This window comes from Clostridium sp. SGI.024 (genome assembly GCF_050315195.1).
Taxonomy (GTDB): Bacteria; Bacillota; Clostridia; order Clostridiales; family Clostridiaceae; genus Clostridium.
On record NZ_JBNPON010000016.1, the window covers coordinates 1 to 20,021 of the forward strand.

Annotated in this window: 16 protein-coding genes and 1 other annotated feature; of the genes, 14 read left to right on the forward strand and 2 right to left on the reverse strand. The window is 28.0% G+C overall.

The genetic code is table 11. The annotated features are described in order from the left end of the window. Positions 1 to 115: 115 nt before the first annotated feature. Positions 116 to 1,033, forward strand: coding sequence for a patatin-like phospholipase family protein (locus tag ACQRD5_RS06790; protein ID WP_291629594.1), 918 nt, complete (start codon positions 116 to 118; stop codon positions 1,031 to 1,033). A gap of 118 nt (positions 1,034 to 1,151) precedes the next feature. Here ACQRD5_RS06790 and asnB read toward each other — a convergent pair whose 3' ends face one another. Beyond that, entirely contained in the window at positions 1,152 to 2,741 is a 1,590-nt protein-coding gene (gene asnB, locus ACQRD5_RS06795) for an asparagine synthase B (RefSeq protein ID WP_291629596.1), read from the reverse strand. A 46-nt stretch (positions 2,742 to 2,787) separates the two neighbouring features. Beyond that, positions 2,788 to 3,035: a binding site (T-box leader), on the reverse strand. 141 nt (positions 3,036 to 3,176) lie between these two features. Here asnB and ACQRD5_RS06800 point away from each other — a divergent pair. From ACQRD5_RS06800 to ACQRD5_RS06810, 3 genes are read left to right on the forward strand one after another with little or no spacing between them, the layout of a single operon-like run. Continuing rightward, positions 3,177 to 3,938, forward strand: coding sequence for a MerR family transcriptional regulator (locus ACQRD5_RS06800; RefSeq protein ID WP_291629597.1), 762 nt, complete (start codon positions 3,177 to 3,179; stop codon positions 3,936 to 3,938). Between the two features lie 58 nt (positions 3,939 to 3,996). Then, a complete protein-coding gene (locus ACQRD5_RS06805; protein ID WP_291629599.1) occupies positions 3,997 to 4,728 on the forward strand; it encodes an ABC transporter ATP-binding protein in 732 nt (243 codons plus the stop codon). Beyond that, positions 4,715 to 5,458 carry an ABC transporter permease gene (locus tag ACQRD5_RS06810; RefSeq protein ID WP_291629601.1) on the forward strand — a complete coding sequence of 248 codons (744 nt, stop codon included), beginning with the start codon at positions 4,715 to 4,717 and terminating at the stop codon, positions 5,456 to 5,458. Before ACQRD5_RS06805 ends, ACQRD5_RS06810 begins: the two co-directional genes overlap by 14 nt. 194 nt (positions 5,459 to 5,652) lie before the next feature. On the opposite strand, the gene ACQRD5_RS06815 is transcribed toward ACQRD5_RS06810, so the two are convergent. Further along, positions 5,653 to 6,282 (reverse strand): hypothetical protein, encoded by a 630-nt coding sequence (locus ACQRD5_RS06815; protein WP_291629603.1) that lies wholly within the window; start codon positions 6,280 to 6,282, stop codon positions 5,653 to 5,655. Between the two features lie 230 nt (positions 6,283 to 6,512). On the opposite strand from ACQRD5_RS06815, the gene ACQRD5_RS06820 reads away from it, so the two are divergent. From ACQRD5_RS06820 to tkt, 10 genes are all read left to right on the forward strand, one after another. Next, positions 6,513 to 7,616 (forward strand): HpcH/HpaI aldolase/citrate lyase family protein, encoded by a 1,104-nt coding sequence (locus ACQRD5_RS06820; RefSeq protein WP_291629605.1) that lies wholly within the window; start codon positions 6,513 to 6,515, stop codon positions 7,614 to 7,616. Next, positions 7,606 to 8,799, forward strand: a complete 1,194-nt coding sequence (locus ACQRD5_RS06825) for a phosphoribosyltransferase domain-containing protein (RefSeq protein ID WP_291629607.1) — start codon at positions 7,606 to 7,608, stop codon at positions 8,797 to 8,799. Before ACQRD5_RS06820 ends, ACQRD5_RS06825 begins: the two co-directional genes overlap by 11 nt. 249 nt (positions 8,800 to 9,048) lie before the next feature. Beyond that, positions 9,049 to 10,971, forward strand: coding sequence for an OPT family oligopeptide transporter (locus ACQRD5_RS06830; protein WP_291629609.1), 1,923 nt, complete (start codon positions 9,049 to 9,051; stop codon positions 10,969 to 10,971). Positions 10,972 to 11,225: 254 nt separating this feature from the next. Further along, positions 11,226 to 13,148 (forward strand): OPT family oligopeptide transporter, encoded by a 1,923-nt coding sequence (locus ACQRD5_RS06835; protein ID WP_291629611.1) that lies wholly within the window; start codon positions 11,226 to 11,228, stop codon positions 13,146 to 13,148. Positions 13,149 to 13,420: 272 nt separating this feature from the next. Beyond that, on the forward strand, positions 13,421 to 14,137 hold the full coding sequence (locus ACQRD5_RS06840) for an ABC transporter ATP-binding protein (RefSeq protein WP_291629613.1): 717 nt from the start codon (positions 13,421 to 13,423) through the stop codon (positions 14,135 to 14,137). 8 nt (positions 14,138 to 14,145) lie between these two features. Further along, positions 14,146 to 15,213 (forward strand): ABC transporter permease, encoded by a 1,068-nt coding sequence (locus tag ACQRD5_RS06845; RefSeq protein WP_427746639.1) that lies wholly within the window; start codon positions 14,146 to 14,148, stop codon positions 15,211 to 15,213. Between the two features lie 133 nt (positions 15,214 to 15,346). Beyond that, positions 15,347 to 16,441, forward strand: coding sequence for a bifunctional glycosyltransferase family 2/GtrA family protein (locus tag ACQRD5_RS06850; protein WP_291629617.1), 1,095 nt, complete (start codon positions 15,347 to 15,349; stop codon positions 16,439 to 16,441). Continuing rightward, positions 16,434 to 17,399: a phosphodiester glycosidase family protein gene (locus tag ACQRD5_RS06855; RefSeq protein ID WP_291629619.1), complete on the forward strand. Its 966-nt coding sequence runs from the start codon at positions 16,434 to 16,436 to the stop codon at positions 17,397 to 17,399. The genes ACQRD5_RS06850 and ACQRD5_RS06855 overlap by 8 nt, the downstream gene beginning before the upstream one ends. Beyond that, positions 17,380 to 17,799, forward strand: a complete 420-nt coding sequence (locus ACQRD5_RS06860) for a hypothetical protein (RefSeq protein ID WP_291629621.1) — start codon at positions 17,380 to 17,382, stop codon at positions 17,797 to 17,799. Before ACQRD5_RS06855 ends, ACQRD5_RS06860 begins: the two co-directional genes overlap by 20 nt. A gap of 100 nt (positions 17,800 to 17,899) precedes the next feature. Then, positions 17,900 to 19,870 (forward strand): transketolase, encoded by a 1,971-nt coding sequence (gene tkt / locus ACQRD5_RS06865; RefSeq protein ID WP_291629623.1) that lies wholly within the window; start codon positions 17,900 to 17,902, stop codon positions 19,868 to 19,870. The last annotated feature ends 151 nt before the right edge of the window (positions 19,871 to 20,021 follow it).

Genomic DNA, 20,021 nt, shown 5'->3' on the forward strand with positions numbered 1-20,021 from the left:
GGAGGCTATTGTTAAATAGCCTCTGATTTTTGTTAAAAAAATAAATATATGTTCTTATTTTAATTAAACTATTGATATATTAATATTAAATGATTGAATAAGGAGAGTATTGGTAATGATGAAGGATTTATATGATATAAGTATTGGATTAGTTTTAGCTGGTGGGGGTGCTAAAGGGGCATATGAAGTTGGTGTTTATAAAGCACTAAAGGAATTAGAAATTGTAGATAATATAAAAGTTATTTCTGGAACATCTATAGGTTCAATTAATGCTCTGTTTTTTGCTATGGACGATTTGAAAATCATAGAGAGTAGCTGGAATAGTCTTAAATATTCACAATTTTTATTTCTTCAGGAGAACTCTTCAGTTTTAGAAAAGATAAAAAATAATAATACAGATAATAATTTATTAGAGAAAATAAGATTTTGTGATATAGGATTATTATCTCAAGAAGGTATAAGTAATTTTATTGAAGAATATATAGATATGAAGGCTGTAAAAAAGTCTGGCAAGGAAATATACGTTAATGCATATAACGTAGACAAGGAAAGACCAGAATATTTCAAGTTAAATGATTTTAGTGAAGAGGAAATTAAGGAAAGAGTGCTTGCATCCTGTGCAGTTCCCCATCTTTTCAAGCCGATAGTTATTAATGGTATGAGATATGCAGATGGTGGGATAAATTCACCTTTATATTCTAAAAATAACGTAGATAATGTACCAATTTATCCAATAAAAAGCTATGATTGTGATATTATAATTGTGGTTCATTTATCTTATAAGAATAACATAGATAGAAATGGCTTAGAGAATAGTAGGATAATAGAGATTTATCCATCAACTCCATTAGAAATAATAAATGGAATAGGAACTATTAATATAAAAAAGGATACCATTGAACATAATATTAAACTTGGATATAGGGATGCTATGGTAATAATAGCACCTATGATAATAGATATTTTAAAAGGAAGAAGCATAGAGGCTTTAGTAGAAAAAAATGATGAAAATAATAAAAAATTAAAAATATAGGTATTAATTTTCTTAAAGGATATTCATTTACCTAATTAATAAATGCACACCTACTAATAAAAAAGTAATGGTGTGCATTTTAATTATATATAAAAGTAATTTAAATTAAGTCTAAAAATTATTTACCACTAGCACCATAGTTTGATAGAACTCTTGCACTAGGATCATTAACATTACAGCCTTCCCAAGTTTTATTTGGCATCCAGAAGTCTACTATCATTTCACCTTGATTAGGGTAATATTTTTCGAATATTTCTCTATATAATAAAGATTCCTTTGTAAATGGTTTTGCGTGGTATTCATATTTTTTACATAAAGCTTCAAAATCTTCATCAGAATATTTTGAGTTTGCATATTCCTTTAAATAATCAACCATAGAGTGACCAACAGCATCACTAAAGGCTGCTTTTTCACGGTATAATATATTTTGTGGAAGAAAATCTCCTTCAAAGGCATGCCTTAATAAATATTTACCCATGTTATATTTATTTAATTTCTTTTCTGGATTAATGGACATAACATATTTTACAAAGTCTAAATCTCCAAAAGGAACTCTTGCTTCTAAGGAATTTGAGCTTATACAACGGTCAGCACGAAGTACGTCATACATATAAAGTTCATTAACTCTCTTTATTGATTCTTTTTGAAATTCTTCTGCATTTGGAGCAAAATCCGTATATTTATATCCAAATAATTCATCAGAAATCTCACCAGTTAAAAGTACTTTTACAAGAGAGTTTTCATGTATCTTTTTACAAAGTAAATACATACCCATACTTGCTCTTATTGTTGTTATATCAAAAGTTCCAAGTATTTTAATAACTTCATCTAAGGAATCAATTACCTCTTCTTTTGTCATATAAAATTCAGTATGCTCACTACCTATATAATCAGCAACCTCTTTAGCATATTTTAAATCAATAGCATCTTCTGACATACCTATGCAAAAAGTTTTAATTGGTTTTTCAGGATGTAATTTTTGAGCAACTGCACATACTAAGGAACTATCTAATCCACCACTTAATAAGAAGCCCACTGGAGCATCAGCATCCATACGTTTTTTTATTCCAGCTACTAACTTATCATGAATTTTATTTAAGATAATATCTATACTATCAGTGCAATATTCACCATTTATTTTAGTAATATCACAGTAACAAGTAAATTTACCATCAGCATAATAATGTCCCGGTGGGAATGGCATAATTTTTTCAGTTAGCCCAACTAAATTTTTAGCTTCACTTGCAAATAATATTTTCTTGGATTTTGAATATCCATAAAATAATGGACGAATTCCAATTGGATCTCTAGCTGCAATGTAACTATCTTTTGTCCCATCATAGATAACAGTTGCAAACTCAGCATCTAATTTAGAAAACATATCTAATCCATATTCATAATACATTGGAAGTAGTATTTCACAATCACTTTCAGAATTAAAGGAATATCCTTTCTTAATTAATTCTTTTTTGATTTCACGGAAACCATAAATTTCTCCATTACAGATAGCAGCATCTTTATTATTTGTAAATGGCTGCATACCACTAGTACTTAAATCCATAATAGAAAGTCTTTGAAAACCAAAGATTCCAGAAGGTAAGGCAAATATCTTTGTCATATCTGGTCCTCTAGATTCAGTTCTTTTTAATGCTTCTTCAAATTTCTCCATTTTAATGTCTTTTCCTGCATAACACATAATTGTACACATATTGATAGCCCCCTTAATATAAAAATAGCACCAACTCGTCTTATAACAATAGGACGAATTGGTGCTTATCCGCGGTACCACCTAAATTACCTTAAAAAGGTCTCTTCCCAGCCATTACTGGTATCCATATAACGCATGGAATACGGCGCCCCTAATTTATCTAATAAATAATAATGGATATTTCAGTTTGCAGCTACTGAGTGTTATTCAAAAAAGCCCTGCCACTGAATTTACACTATCTTCAGCTCACTGTAGGTGGTTACTTTTTCTACTTCTCTCTATCTTTGCTTTTAATTAATTGTATTTATTTTAAGTTTTTCATATTAATTTGTCAATGATTTTTGAGAAAATTTACAATATTTCAATTATAAGTATACATTATAACACCAGACTTTAAAAAGTGATATTATTAAATAAAAGAGGGGTGATGAATAAATGGCAAGTTCATATAAAACTGCTGAAGTAGCTAGTATTATTGGAGTTCATCCTAATACTGTTAGGTTATACGAAAAACTTAATTTAATACCAAAAGCTAAAAGATTAGACAATGGCTATAGAGTATTTAATGAATTTCATATTGAACAATTTAAACTTGCAAGGACTGCTTTTAAAGTAGAGATATTACAAAATGGTCTTAGAAAAAAGATAATTAATATTATTAAAACCTCTGCAAGAGGAGATTTCCAAAAAGCAATTGAATATTGCGAGGATTATATTAATCAACTTAATAGAGAAGAAAAAAATGCAGAAGAGGCTATTGAACTTGCTAAGAAAATAATATTAGGAGAAGAAAAAATAGAAAACCAGATATCATTTACAAGAAAACAAGCAGCAGACTATCTTGATGTTACTATAGATACCCTAAGAAATTGGGAAATGAATGGATTATTATCTGTAAAGAGAAAAGAAAATGGATATAGGATATATACAGAAGAAGATATTAAAATCTTGAAGATAATAAGATCTTTAAGATGTGCCAATTATTCTATTGCATCTATTTTACGAATGATTAATGAAGTATCTAAAAATAGCAATATTGACATTCGTGAAGTTATTGATACTCCTAAAAAGGATGAAGATATAGTGACAGCTTGTGATAAGCTACTTACTTCCCTAAATAAAGCAGAAGAAAATGCAAAATTCATGATGAAACAGCTAGTAAGTATGAAGGAAAAATTTAATAACTTTACATTTTAACACCAGAGTTTTATCTGGTGTTATTATTTTATCAACAAAGGATAGGAGGTTTATGAATATGGAAGTAATAAAAATTAGTAATCTTTCAAAGGATTATGGAAATGTAAAGGCTGTTAATAACCTTAGCATTTCTGTAAAGCAAGGTGAAATATTTGGACTTCTTGGAGCAAATGGTGCAGGTAAAAGTACAACTATTGAGTGTATTTTGGGCACAAAGAAGTATGATAGTGGACAGGTTTCACTTTTAGGAATGAATCCAGAAAAGGAGAGAAAGAAGTTATTTCAGAAGGTTGGAGTTCAATTTCAGGAGTCAAATTATCAAGATAAAATAACAGTAGAAGAACTTTGTCAGGTAACAGAATCTCTTTATGAAAAAACATTAGGATATAAGGATTTATTAAAGGAATTTGGATTGCTAGATAAATGCAAAAGTTTAGTCGCTGAGCTTTCAGGAGGCCAAAAGCAAAGATTATTTATAATATTAGCTTTAATTCCAAATCCAGGCATTGTATTTTTAGATGAATTAACAACTGGATTAGATACTAAAGCTAGAAGAGATGTATGGAAGTGTATATCTAAGTTTAATAAAAATGGATTAACTATTTTTTTAACATCTCATTATATGGACGAGGTAGAAAAGCTATGTGATAAGATTTGCATACTAAGAGAGGGGAAAAGTATTTTTTATGGAACTGTAAAGGAAGCTATTAATAATAGTCCTTTTGATAATTTAGAAGAAGCTTATTTATGGTACACAGGGGAGGAGGAAGAAGAGGATGAAAGCATTTAAAACAATGTTAAAGACAGAATTAAAATTATCTTTTAGGGGAATTGATATGTTTATATTCGGAATTTGTATGCCAGTAGTAATTACTGCTCTTATTGCTATTATTTATGGAAATAAACCAGCTTTTGAAGGCGCAAATTATACATTTTTACAACAATCCTTTGGAGCACTTACAACTATTGCAATATGTGCAGGAGGGGTGATGGGATTACCTTTAGTTATTTCTGATTATCGTAACAAGAAAATATTAAAAAGATTTAAGGTAACTCCAGTAAGCCCAGTTATGATTTTAGCAGTACAATTAGTTATATACTCCTTATATTCTATTACTTCTTTAATTCTTGTTTATGGAGTTGCAAGGTTATTTTTTAACTATAACTTTCAAGGATCATGGATTTTATTTTTAAGTTCATATTTATTAGTAATGGTATCAATGTTTAGCATTGGATTAATGGTTGGTGGAATTGCAAAAGATACAAAAATAGCTGGAGTAATTGCAAGTATTTTATATTTTCCTATGCTAATTTTTTCAGGAGCAACACTTCCTTATGAGATTATGCCAAAATTTCTTCAAAAGATTGCAGATATATTACCTTTAACTCAAGGAATTAAGCTTTTAAAGGCAGCATCTTTAGGAATAAGTGTAGATAATGTTATTATTCCTATGATTGCAATGATTAGTATTGCTATTATATGTACTGGAGTAGCACTAAAGTTTTTTAAATGGGAATAATAAAAAACGAACAGTGTTAATGAGAGTTTGTACTATGGAGTACTTATGGTATTATATCCACAACAATCTGAGCAACGCGCAGAAGCTATATTAAACATAATATCTAAAAAATAAGAATTTATTATTACAATTGCTACCTAACATAGAGCTTTTGCTATATGTTAGGTGGCTTATTTTATTTTTTTAACATTATTTTAATTAAGACTATCTTTAGTGCAAGTGTATTTAAATTGGGGCTGAGTTTGAAGATAATATCCATTTCTTACTTGGGAAATCCAATTTTGAAAAATTTCTAACCAAGCACTACTATTAAAGAAGTCTGATAAAGGAAGATTTGGATTCCATTCAAGTAATAAAAATGGAGTAATTCCATATGACCAGATACCAATTTTTTCAACAGTTGATTCTCTAATTAAAAGCATTGGAAGACCAAATTGATAAGCCATAGCAGGTTCTATTTGTGCAAATGGGCTTCCCTCCCAAGTAGTTGAATCAATTGATTGTCGCAAATTGTTTTGTAAAGTTCTAACTTCTATTTGAGCTAAATCAAGAGCTATAAAACCATAACTTGACAATATCATTCTGCGTATATTAGTAAGAGGTGTTTCTGGATACTGCTCAGTATTTGGTAATGTTCTTGGAAAAAATAAAGCCTTTCTGATTTCTTTAATTATAATTTCACCGAATTCTCTTTGTTTTGAATTTAATTTACTTGGATGGCTTAAGAAAACGGGAATTCTATATATAAGATTTGAACATTCTTTAAATATATTATTACAATTTGAGGATATAGAAATTTTTTTAATCTTGGATTTATTTATCATTAAATATCAATCTCCATATTAATTATTTATTATAGAATAAAATATATGTATTACAGTATATTACATAAGTATAAAAAATGTTAACAAAGAAATATTAAAAATTATTTAGTAAATAATATGTTTTACCTTAAAATCAGAATAAAAAGTAAAGGGTAAAAATATAATACCAATAGATATTAATTGTTTTAAGCAATAAAATATTATCTTATTATATGGGTGAAGGTGTTAGCATGAGACATTTAAAAAGTATTAGTAGCGAAAAATTTTATAAAGAGCCTATGAGTTTTAATAAATATTCTAATAAGGATTTATTAAAGTATTCCATAGGCTCTAATTTATATATGAATGCACTTATGGATATTTATAGCATAATAAAGCTAAGAAAAATTAAAGATATAACTACCATTACTATTTGCTTTGAAGATTCAATTAAGGAAAGAGATGTTGATAAAGGTGAAATTAATGTATTAACTGCTTTAGATAATTTAAATAAAGCTTTAGAAAAGAAAGAAATAAATGAAGAGTGTATTCCATTAATATTTATTAGGGTGAGAAGTACTTATCAGTTTATTAAATTTTCATCTAAACTATCAAAAAAAGAGTTTAAACTAATATCAGGTTTTATATTTCCTAAGTTTAGTAAGACAAATGGATTATTGTATTTAGAACATTTAAAAAGAATAAATAATGAATATGATGATATAATTTATGGCATGCCTATCCTTGAAAGTGAAGAAATAATATATAAGGAAAATAGAATTAAAGAAATTTTATATTTAAGAGAACTAATAGATAAATATAAGGACTTAATTTTAAATATTAGAATAGGAGGAACAGATTTTTCTTCAAAATTTGGACTAAGAAGAAGTGTTAGTAATAGCATTTATGATATTGGAGTAATAAGTGATTGCATTTCTGATATAGTGAATATCTTTGGTAGATATAAAGAAGAATATATTATTTCAGCTCCAGTATGGGAGTATTTTTCTTATGATTTAAATTCTAAAGAAAATAAAGGATTAATTAGAGAAATAAAATTAGATAAGGAAAATGGCTTTTGTGGCAAGACAATAATTCATCCAACCCAAGGAATTTACGTAAATTCTATTTATTCAGTAGATTATGAAGATTATATAGATGCCATGAATATATTAAAGTATAAAGAACTTGGAGGAGTCTTTAAGGGATATAGAAATAATAAGATGAATGAAGTATCTCCTCATTATAATTGGGCAAGAAAAATATGTGATAGAGCAAATGCTTTTGGTGTATTGAGTAATAAAATTTCCTGTAATGATTTATTTGATGAGGATGGAATTAATTATGAAGATTAATATAAAAGAAAATATATATGGAATAGACATTGAAGAATTATTTTCAATAGGATACAGAAATAATAATAGTAAAAGAAATTTTTTATTTATAAGTAAGGTTTTAGGAAAACATATAGAAGTAAGACCAGATGTATGTAAGGTTATGGGGTCATTATTGGCTTCTACTATTTTTGGAATAACTAATGAGACAAGTACTTTTATTAATTATATAAAAGGACAAAGGGGAGAGGATGAAAAAGTAAAAGAAGCTATGAAGTTACCTTATAAAACAAATGAAAAAGTAGTAGTTTTAGGCTTTGCAGAAACAGCCACAGCATTAGGTATGGCGGTAGCATCAGCAATAGAAAATTCTTATTATATTACAACAACAAGAGAAAATATTAAAGGAATAAAATCATTTTTGACCTTTGAAGAAGAACATTCACATTCAATTACTCATAGGTGTTTTCCAGAGGATCCGTATAAATTAAAAGAAGCAGATAGAATTATTTTAGTTGATGATGAAATTACTACTGGAAAATCAATGTTAAATATAATAAGAGAATTAAAAAGAACTACAGGTGTAAATAAATATGAAATTTTAACTATTTTAGATTGGAGAAGTTTAAAATATAGAAAGTTATATAAAGATTTCTCAAAGAAAAATAATGTAGAAATAGAAGTTAAAGCCTTAGTATCAGGAGAAATTAAGGGAGAAGACAATAAAATTTATTGTGATGAAGAAGAAAAAATAATAGATGAAAGAACTGATATAAGTAAAATAAATGTTTTAACAAGAAGAAGAGGATATTTAAAATTTACAGGACGATTTGGAATAAACTATTGGGATATTTTATTGTTAGAAAATGAATGTATTAAAGCTGCTAATATAATCCAAGAGATATTAGGAACTTATAAAAGGTTATTAGTACTAGGGCATGGAGAAAATATTTATATTCCATCAAGAATTGCTTCATATTTAAAAGGTGATGTTTACTTTAAAAGTACTACAAGAAGTCCAATATATTGCAGTGATGAAAAAGATTATTTAATTAGAGAAAAAAGTACTTTTTATCATAATGAAGTTAAATATTATTTTTATAATAGGACTAGCATAGAGGAAAACTATGATAAAGTTATTTTAATTACAGAAGATGATTTAGATATAAAGCTTACAAATCAATTATTAATATTTAAGCCATAGATGATAAGGTATAAATTATATACTTGGGGTTAGTTAAACAACGCATTTTTATATAGATTCATGGAAAATATGAATTATTGTTAGAAAGATTCAAATTATTAAATATACTAATATCTATATATTCTAAAAATACTTAATACTCTAAATATATTAAGTTGGGTTGACTTTTTTAATGCAAGATGCAATTATTTTATTATTAAAAATGGTTATACTAAAGATAATTAATTAAACAAAAGAAGGAGAAATAAAATGAATAAAAAGTTACCTAAGGAAGCTTATGGAGGCATACATGGTAAAAAGTATGTACCTTATGTTTCTAATAAGTCAAATAAAGGATCAAATTTATCTGTAATAATAATAGGTATTGTTTTATCTGCTATTTTTGCTGCATCTACTGCTTATTCAGGTATGAAGTCTGGATTAACTGTTGCAGCTGGAATTCCTGGAGCAATAATTGGTTCAATGCTTATAGGAATATTTGCACAAGGAAAAGGCATTCTTGGAAAAAATATAACACAAGGTATGTCTAGTGGCGGAGAATCAATTGCAAGTGGTATGATTTACGTATTACCTGCAATTATATTAATAGGAAATAAATTTACTTTTATTGAAGGATTAATTGTAGGAGTTGGTGGTGTCCTATTTGGAATAGGAGTCTTATCATTAGTTTATAATTATTTAATAGTTGAAGAACATGGAAATCTTTTATATCCTGAATCATTAGCTATATCTGAAACCCTTGTAGCATCAGAAGGAAATGGAGATGCCATTAAATATATGGGAATTGGATTTGGAATAAGTGGGATTATTAATTTATTAACAGGATCATTTTTAAATATAATAAATAATACTATTACTTTTGTAGGAAGTAAGTTTTATAAATGGAAGTTCTCTCTTGAAGTAAATCCACTTTTATTAGGTATAGGATTTATAGTTGGTTTAGAGGTATCATTACAAATGTTTGCAGGTTCAATATTAGCTAATTTTGGAGTTGCACCTTTAATTGGTTATTTTACAGATTTAGCTGATAAGAATATAGTATCATGGAATGATGCATCTGTATTACTTAATCAAATGGATGTAAATTTAATATCATCAAGTTATGTTAAATACATAGGAGCTGGAATGATGCTTTGTGGTGGAATAATTGGAGCTCTTAAACTTGTTCCAACAATAATAGTATCTATAAAAGAAACACTAAAAGCTAAGTCAAGTATTGATAATAATTCAGAAAAAAGCTCTGGGGAAATAATAATACTTTTAGTTGGAGTTATAGTTGCAGCTATATCAGCATTTATAATTTCAAACAGCGTTAAAATGGCTATAATAGCAGTAATAGTATCATTAATATTATCATTATTATTTGTAATAGTATCTGGACGTTTAACAGGAACAATAGGAACATCAAACCTTCCTGTGTCAGGTATGACAATAGCTTCACTAGTTATATTAACATTAGTTTTTGTTATTATGGGATGGACATCTCAAAGTGATAATAAATCCTTACTTTTATTTGCAGCATTTATGGTTGTGGCAATTTCAACAGCAGGTGGATATAGCCAATCTCAAAAGGTAACCTACATAATAGGTGGAAGCAGAAAAGAAATGTTATTTACTTTTGCTCTTTCAAGTATAATAGGAGTAATTGTAGTTACAGGAACTATTTTATTACTTGCAAATCAACTAGCAGTTACAGGAGCAGATGCACAATTTGCACTTCCACAAGCTAATTTAATGGCTACATTAACATCAGGAATAATGTCAGGAAATTTACCTTGGCCAATGATTTTAGTTGGGATAGTTATAGCTTTATTCTTATTACTATTAAAGCTACCTGTAATGACTATTGCAATTGGATTTTATCTACCTATATCAACAAGCTCAATAATTTTAGTTGGAGCCTTAATTCGTGTATTTGTTGAAAAAATGAGTAAAAGTGATAAGGAAAAAGAGTTTAGAGTTTCTAATGGAGTAGGTTTATCTTCAGGACTAGTAGCAGGTGGATCTATAATAGGATTACTTGGAATTATACTACAAGTAACTGGAATAGTAACTCCTAAGACTCCAGTAGGTTTTGCAGCTAGTAATATGATGGGAATAATATTATTAATTATTTTAGTTGTTGCAACTACAATTCCAATTATATCATCTAAAATTAAACATAATCATTAGAAATAATAAATAAAAATATAATTTATTAGCAAGTGAATGTCTAAGCATATTTACTTGCTATTTTTTATGGAATTAAAGGATTAATTAATATCATATATAAATTATATTGTTGTAGTATAAGCGTAGTTAGAATTCTAAAAATAAAAAATGATGCAAAAATATTGATAATTTTAACTTTGAGCATAAAGTGCATTTATTTTACCTTAAAAACCGTATATACTAATATTGAATATAAATAAAGAAGGAGAATATATATGAATAAAAAGTTATCAAAAGGAGCTTATGGTGGTGTTTCTGGAAATGATTACATTCCTTATATTAGTGATAAATCAAAGAAAGGAGTGAATTTATCTGTTATAATTATAGGAATAATATTATCTGCTATATTTGCTGCATCTACAGCATATTCAGGTATGAAATCTGGACTAACTGTTGCAGCTGGAATACCTGGAGCAATAATCGGATCAATGCTTATAGGAATATTTGCACGTAGCAAAGGGATTCTTGGTAAAAATATAGCACAAGGTATGTCTAGTGGTGGTGAATCTATAGCAAGTGGTATGATTTTTGTTTTACCTGCAATTATACTAATAGGTAATCAAATTACTTTTATGGAAGGCCTAATTGTAGGGGTTGGAGGGGTTCTATTTGGAATAGGAGGTCTATCACTAGTTTATAAGTATTTAATAGTTGAAGAACATGGAAAACTTATGTATCCTGAATCAATGGCTATATCTGAAACCCTTGTTGCTTCAGAAGGTGACAAAGACGCTATAAAGTTTATGGGAATAGGTTTTGTAATAAGTGGTTTTATAAATATGTTAACTGAATCATTTTTAAGTGTAATCAATAACACTATTACTTATGTGGGAAGCAAATTTTATAAATGGAAGTTCTCTACTGAGGTAAATCCACTTTTACTTGGAATAGGATTTATAGTTGGATTAGAAGTCTCATTAACTATGTTTGCTGGTTCTGTATTTGCTAACTTTGGCATTATCCCATTAATAGGGTATTTCACAGATTTAGCTGATAAGAATATGGTATCATGGAATAATTCGTCAGTATTCCTTAATCAAATGAATGTAAATGCAATATCAGGAAGTTATGTTAAGTATATAGGAGCAGGAATGATGCTTTGTGGTGGTATAATAGGTGCTCTCAAACTTATACCAACAATAGTATTTTCTGTAAAAGAAACATTAAAGGCAAAGTCTAGTAATGATATTAATTCAGAAAAGAATTCAGGCGAAATTATAATACTTCTAATTGGTGTAATATTATCTTTTGTTGTAGCATTTATGATTTCTCAAAGTATAAAGATGGCTATAATTGCAGTGATAATTTCATTGATATTGTCATTATTATTTGTAATAGTTTCTGGACGTTTAACAGGTACAATAGGAACATCAAATCTTCCAGTATCAGGTATGACCATAGCATCATTAGTTATACTTACCTTGGTATTTGTTACAATGGGTTGGACAACACAAGCTGATAATAAATCCTTGCTTTTATTTGCATCCTTTATGGTTGTGGCTATTTCAGCAGCAGGTGGATATAGCCAATCACAAAAAGTAACTTACGTGATAGGTGGAAGTAGAAAAGAAATGTTAAACACTTTTACTTTATCAAGTATAGTAGGTGTAATTGTTGTTACAGGAACAATAATGTTACTTTCAAGTAAATTGGCAGTAACAGGAGCAGAGGCACAATTTGCACTCCCTCAAGCAAACTTAATGGCTACATTAACTTCAGGTATAATGGACGGAAATTTACCTTGGCCTATGATATTAGTTGGTGTTGTTATGGCATTATTTTTATTCCTATTAAATTTACCTATAATGACCGTAGCTATAGGATTCTATTTACCAATATCAACAACTTCAATAATACTAGTTGGAGCATTAATACGTGTATTTGTAGAAAAGATGAGTAAGAGTGAAAAAGAAAAAGAATATAAGGTTGCAAATGGAATAAGCTTATCTTCAGGCCTTGTTGCAGGTGGATCAATAATAGGATTAGTTGGTATAATACTACAAGTAACAGGCATAATAACTCCTAAAGCTCCATCAGGTTTTGCATCTAGTAATATGATGGCAATACTGGTATTAATAATTTTAGTTATAGCGACTACTATACCAATAATGTTATCTAAAGTTAAGAGTGGTAAGTAATATAAGACTATAAAACATACATTTAAATTATGAAACTGTACCTATTTAATATAGGTGATAGTATTAAGTTTTAAAAATTATAATATTATATTTTTGTAAAAAGGTACATCAAGGAAATAGAGCAAAGCATCTGCAGTTATGTAGGTGCTTTGCTCTATTTTTAGGAAATTGATCGAAACTTATGAATATAAAAAATCATTGTAATGCAAATAAAAAAGGTGTAGTATGTTTATGGAAATAAATTACAACAAGTTGTTTGTAGGGGGATATTAATGGATGTAATAAAAATATCTAATATCACAAAAAAATATGGGAAAAGCGTGGTATTAGACAATGTAAGTTTAACTATAGAAAATAAAGAAATAGTTGGATTAATTGGACCTTCTGGAGCTGGTAAAAGTACATTGGTTAAAGCCATTATGGGAATGGAAAAGGTTAATTGTGGAGAAGTAAAAGTTTTAGATGTAAATATTCCTAACTTAAAGGTACTTAATAAAATAGGATATATGGCACAATCTGATGCTTTGTATGAGGATTTATCTGGAAGGGACAATCTATTGTTTTTTGCAAAACTCTATAAAATGGATAAGGCATATATTGAAAAGAGAATTGAATATGTTTCAAAGATTGTTAAGTTAGAAAAGGACTTAAGTAAAAAAGTGAGTAAGTATTCTGGAGGAATGAAAAGAAGATTATCTCTGGCAATTTCTTTAATTCAAAATCCTGATGTATTTATTTTGGATGAACCTACAGTTGGAATTGATCCAACTCTAAGATTGAGTATTTGGAATGAAATAAATAGTTTAAAATCACAAGGAAAATCTATTATTGTAACTACCCATGTTATGGATGAAGCACTAAGATGTGATAAATTAGCTTTAATTAATGGTGGTAAGATTATAGAATACGGAAAGCCAGAGGATTTATTAAAGCAGTATGAAGTTAAGTCCATCGAAGAAATATTTATAAAATTAGGAAGTGAAAATTAATGAGGATTATGGCGGTAGTTATAAGAATTATAAAGCAAACCATAAATGATAAAAGAACTCTTGCACTTATGATGATTGCACCTCTTATAGTTTTATCATTAGTTTATGTCTTGTTTAATTCGGGTAATGATATTATATTAAATGTAGGTATATATAATGTTAATTCAGATTTTAAAGAAGCTTTAAATGAAACAGATTTAAAAGTTATAGATTATTCAGAGAAAGATAATATTGAAAGCAAAATAAAAGGTGATGATCTTAGTGCATTTATTTATATGGATGATGTGAATATAAATGTTACTTATGAAAATAGTTCTCCTCAGAATACTAATAAGATTAAAGCTATAATTAAGAACATTTCTATAAAAACTAATATTATAAATTTAACAAAAAAAATAACTTCAATGAATTCAAAGATTAATTTTGAGGATAATGGGTTAATATCTGAAAAATATTTATATGGTGATGAAGATACTTCTTATTTTGATACCATTACCCCTATGCTTATAGGATTTTTTGTGTTTTTCTTTGTATTTTTAGTATCTGGAATATCTTTATTAAAGGAAAGGACTAGTGGAACATTATATAAGTTGTTAGCCACACCTATAAAAAGAAGTGAAATTGTTATTGGGTATTTATTAGGATATGGAGTATTTGCCTTTTTTCAAAGTATTATAATTGTTGTTTTTGCTGTTTATGTTCTTAATATAAAAGTAGTTGGAAGTATTTATTTAGTTCTGCTAAGTAATATTATAATTGCTTTTGTAGCATTATCTTTAGGAATTTTGTTGTCAACATTTGCAAATTCTGAGTTTCAGATGGTACAGTTTATACCAATTGTAATAGTTCCTCAAATTTTCTTTGGTGGTATTATACCAATAGAAAGTATGGCTACATGGCTTCAAAAAGTATCATACTTAATGCCGTTAAGATATGGAGCAGAAGCTTTAAAAGGTATTATACTTAAGGGTTATAATTTTACTAATATACAAAATAATATAATTACTCTTATATTATTCATTGTGGTATTATGTATACTAAATGTAATCTGTCTTAAAAAATATAGAAGGATTTAAAAAATAGCATCTACATTAATGTAGGTGCTATTTTTTTTTACAATAGCTACAAGTAAGATACATATTTGCCACTTAAATGAAATATTGGAAGAGTAATATAAAATAAAAAGTTATTTTAAAGGAGATTATGAAATTGATAGATGATTATGAGAAAAAACCAATTATTATAATTCCTGCATATTGTCCAGATGAAAAGTTATTAAATTTAATTTGGGAAATAAGAGAAAAAGTTGAATTTCCTATTATTGTTGTAGATGATGGAAGTGGAAAAGAATATGAAAATGTATTTATGCTTGCTGAAAAGATTAATAATTGCTTAATATTTCATAATGAGGTTAATATGGGAAAAGGTGCAGCCTTAAAAAATGGTGTTAAATATGCAATGATTAAATACCCCTATAATTCTGGATATATAACTTGTGATGCAGATGGTCAGCATAAGGCAGAAGATATATTAGCTGTAGCAAAAGAACTAATTGAAAACAAAAATTGTCTGATATTAGGTGTAAGAGATTTTTCATTAGATAATGTTCCTAAAAAAAGTAGAATAGGTAATTTAATTTCATCAATAGGATTTTATTTTATAACAGGTACAAAGTGTTATGACACTCAAACAGGATTAAGAGGTATACAAAGAGAGCATGAAGATATACTTCTTTCAGTTCCAGGAGATAGATATGAATTTGAAATGAATTTTTTAATTACAGTATCAAAAATGAAAAAAGAAATAAGGGAAGTTAATATAAAAACAATTTACATTGATGAAAATAAGTCATCTCATTATAGGCCATTAAAAGATTCATTACTGATTTTTAGTGGATTATTAAAATATACTATTTCTTCTTTATTAAGTGCAATTATAGATTTAGGGATCTTCACTATTTTAAATATAACAATATTTAAATATATTAGCTTTGGATTATTAATTTCTACTATAGTAGCAAGGGTATGTTCTGGAGTAGTAAACTTTACTTTAAATCAAAAGTGGGTATTTAATGGAAATAAAACAGTAGGAGAAGCTATAAAATATGCAATTTTATTTATAACACAAATGATTGCTAGTGGATTATTAGTAACTGTTATAACACCTGTATTGCTCAATGCAACAGTGGCTAAGATTTTAGTAGATTCTATATTATTTATTTTAAGCTATATAATACAAAAAAATATAATCTTTAGAAAAAAACAAAATAATGATAAGAAAGAAGTGCATATAATAAATGATTAAATTTTTAAATAAGCCATATGTTTTTGCAATTATATTTACATTAGGTATTTTTTCTTTTTCAACATTTGTTTTATTAGATACTTTTGTAATTCCCAAAAGGCAGGATATTAATCAAATAAGCAATTCAAATAATAAGACAAATGAAGAATTTGATAATACAGAAAAAGAAAATAATATAGAAGAGAGTAGCAATGGTACAGAGGGTAGCAAAATTAAGTCAATAATTACAGGAAAAAGTTATAAAGATAATAATATAGAAATTTCAATAGAGACAGCCAGGGAAAATAATACTACTTATTATGTAGCAGACATAGTTATTAATGATCCAAGTTATTTAAAAACTGCTTTTGCAAATAATACTTATGGAAGAAATATAAAGGAAAAGACATCTACTATTGCAGAAGAAAACAATTCTATACTAGCTATTAACGGTGATTATTATGGGTTTAGAAATAGTGGATATGTTTTACGAAATGGAGTTGTATATAGAGATAGTCTAAGTACTGATAATTATGGAGAAGACTTAGTTATAGACAGTGAAGGGAATTTTAAAATTATAAATGAAAATGAAATCTCAATAAAAGAACTTGAAAATAATGGAGCAATACAAGTATTTTCTTTTGGCCCAGCTTTAGTTGAAAATGGGCAAAGTGTAATAGATGAAGGTGATGAAGTTGGAAAAGCTATGGTTAGTAATCCAAGAACAGCAATAGGTCAAGTTGGACCATTACATTATATTAGGATAGTTTCAGATGGAAGGACTAATGAAAGTGAAGGCTTTTCTCTTAAAGAGCTATCTAATATTTTAGTTGATAGAGGTTGCATTACAGCTTATAACCTAGATGGAGGAGGATCATCAACTATGGTTTTCAATGGAGAAGTTATCAACAATCCGACTACTAATGGGAAAAGTATTAAGGAAAGGGAGGTAAGTGACATTGTTTATATTGGATATTAATAAAAGTATAATAAAAACTATAATAGTATATTTTGGTGTTACAATTTTCACTTTAATATTTGATAAGGTATATTTCATTTTTAGTCATGGAGTATCTTCAGCATATATGGATTTAATGTTCTTATATCCTTTAATAGGAGGAGCATTTACATATATAATGATTCTAATATTTTTTACAAATATAAATTATAAGGAATATAGAATTCCATTTAATATATATAACTCTGGTATTTCAGTACTTACTGTAGGTAGTTTACTTCATGGAATACTTGAAATTGCAGGAACGTCTTCAATATATATAAGATACTTTTCAATCATAGGGTGGGGATTAGTAGCGATAGGAATAATTTCCTTATTTCTTATTAAGTTTAATAGAAGATTATTTCTTGATAAGAAATAGAATTAATTTGATAAAAGATAGCATTTTCATACAAAAAAAATAAAATTAGTGATAGAATTATAAATGAATATAATAATAGTTAGGGTAGGGAGGAGAAAGCATGGACTTAGATAGAAAAGTTGTTAATACCATAAGAGGACTATGTGCAGATACAGTTCAAAAAGCTAATTCTGGACATCCAGGTTTACCTTTAGGAGCAGCACCAATGGCATATACACTTTGGTCAAAAGTTATGAATAGTACACCAAAAGATGTTAATTGGATAAATCGTGATAGATTTATACTTTCAGGGGGACATGGATCAAGTTTATTATATAGCTTATTACATTTATTTAATTATGGAGTAACTATTGATGATTTAAAAGAGTTTAGACAATTAGATTCTAAGACTCCTGGTCATCCAGAATATGGACATACTGTTGGAGTAGAAGCTACAACAGGACCTTTAGGAGCAGGAATGGGTATGGCTGTTGGAATGGCTATGGCAGAAAAACATCTTTCAGCTGTATTTAATAAAGAAGGGTATCCATTAGTAGATCACTATACATATGTATTAGGTGGAGATGGATGTTTTATGGAAGGAATTTCATCTGAAGCTTTTTCATTAGCAGGAACATTAAAACTAGACAAACTAGTTGTATTATATGATTCAAATAACATTTCTATTGAGGGAAGTACAGATATTGCATTTACTGAAGATGTAAAAATGAGAATGGAAGCTTTTGGATTTAATGTGTTTAAAGTAGAAGATGGAGATAATCTTGAAGAAATTTTAAATGCAATTAATGAAGCTAAAAAATCTGTTGGAAAGCCTGCATTTATAGAAGTGAAGACTAAAATAGGTAAGGGATGTCCAGCAAAAGAAGGAAAAGCAAGTGCTCATGGAGAACCTTTAGGCGTAGATAATGTAATAGAATTAAAGAAAAATTTAGGCTTACCTGAAGATAAGGATTTCTATGTTGATGAAGAAGTTTATAATCATATAGCATCTGAGCAAGAAAGAGCTAATAAAGTATATGAAGCTTGGAATAAAATGTTTGAAGAGTATTTTGTAAAATACCCAGAAATGAAAAAAGTATGGGATGAATACTTTAATGTTGATTATAAAAAAGTTTTAGATGAAAGTTCTGAATATTGGCAATATGATAAGAAGGCTAATGCTACAAGAAATTTATCTGGTATTGCTATGAACAAAATTAAAGATTTATTCCCTAACTTTATGGGAGGAGCAGCAGATTTAGCACCATCTACTAAAACATATTTAAATGGAGCAGGAGATTTTAGTAGTAATAATTATGCTGGAAGAAATATACACTATGGAGTTCGTGAATTGGCTATGGCAGCTATTGGAAATGGAATTATGCTACATGGTGGATTAAAGACCTTTGTTTCAACTTTCTTCGTATTTAGTGACTATGTTAAGCCAATGGCAAGATTATCAGCACTTATGAAATTACCATTAACATATGTTTTAACTCATGATAGTATTGGAGTTGGAGAAGATGGGCCAACTCATGAGCCGATTGAACAATTAACAATGCTTAGAGCAATGCCTAACTTTAATGTGTTTAGACCATGTGATTCAACTGAAACAAATATAGCTTGGTATATGGCAATGACATCAAAGGAAACACCAACAGCTTTAGTATTATCAAGACAAAACCTTCCTGATATAGAAGGCTCAAATAAAGATGCTATGAAGGGTGGATATATTATTGATGATTCTATTGGAGAACCAGAAATTATATTAATGGCTTCTGGATCTGAAGTATCTTTAGCTATTGAAGCTAAGAAGAAATTAGAAAATGAAAAAATTAGAGTAGTAAGTATGCCTTGTATGGATATATTTAAAGAACAAGATTCAGATTATAAAGAAAGAGTTCTACCAAGAAAAGTAACTAAGAGGGTTGCAATAGAAGCAGGCTCAGGTTTAAGCTGGGGAGAATTTGTTGGATTTGATGGTAAATATATAACAATGGATACTTTTGGAGCATCAGCACCAGCTGAAATATTATTTGAAAAGTTTGGTTTTAGTGTTGATAATGTAATTAATGTAATTAATGAATTATAAAAAAAGATATGGATAAGTATATAAGCACATAAAATCTAAGGTGGCTTTATAGAAAACTTTATGATAATAAGTTTAGAAGCAAAAGTAATCAATTAAAATCTTAAGTTAAGAGTTAATGAAAATAAAAATGGAAAGTGGTTGTATTAACTTA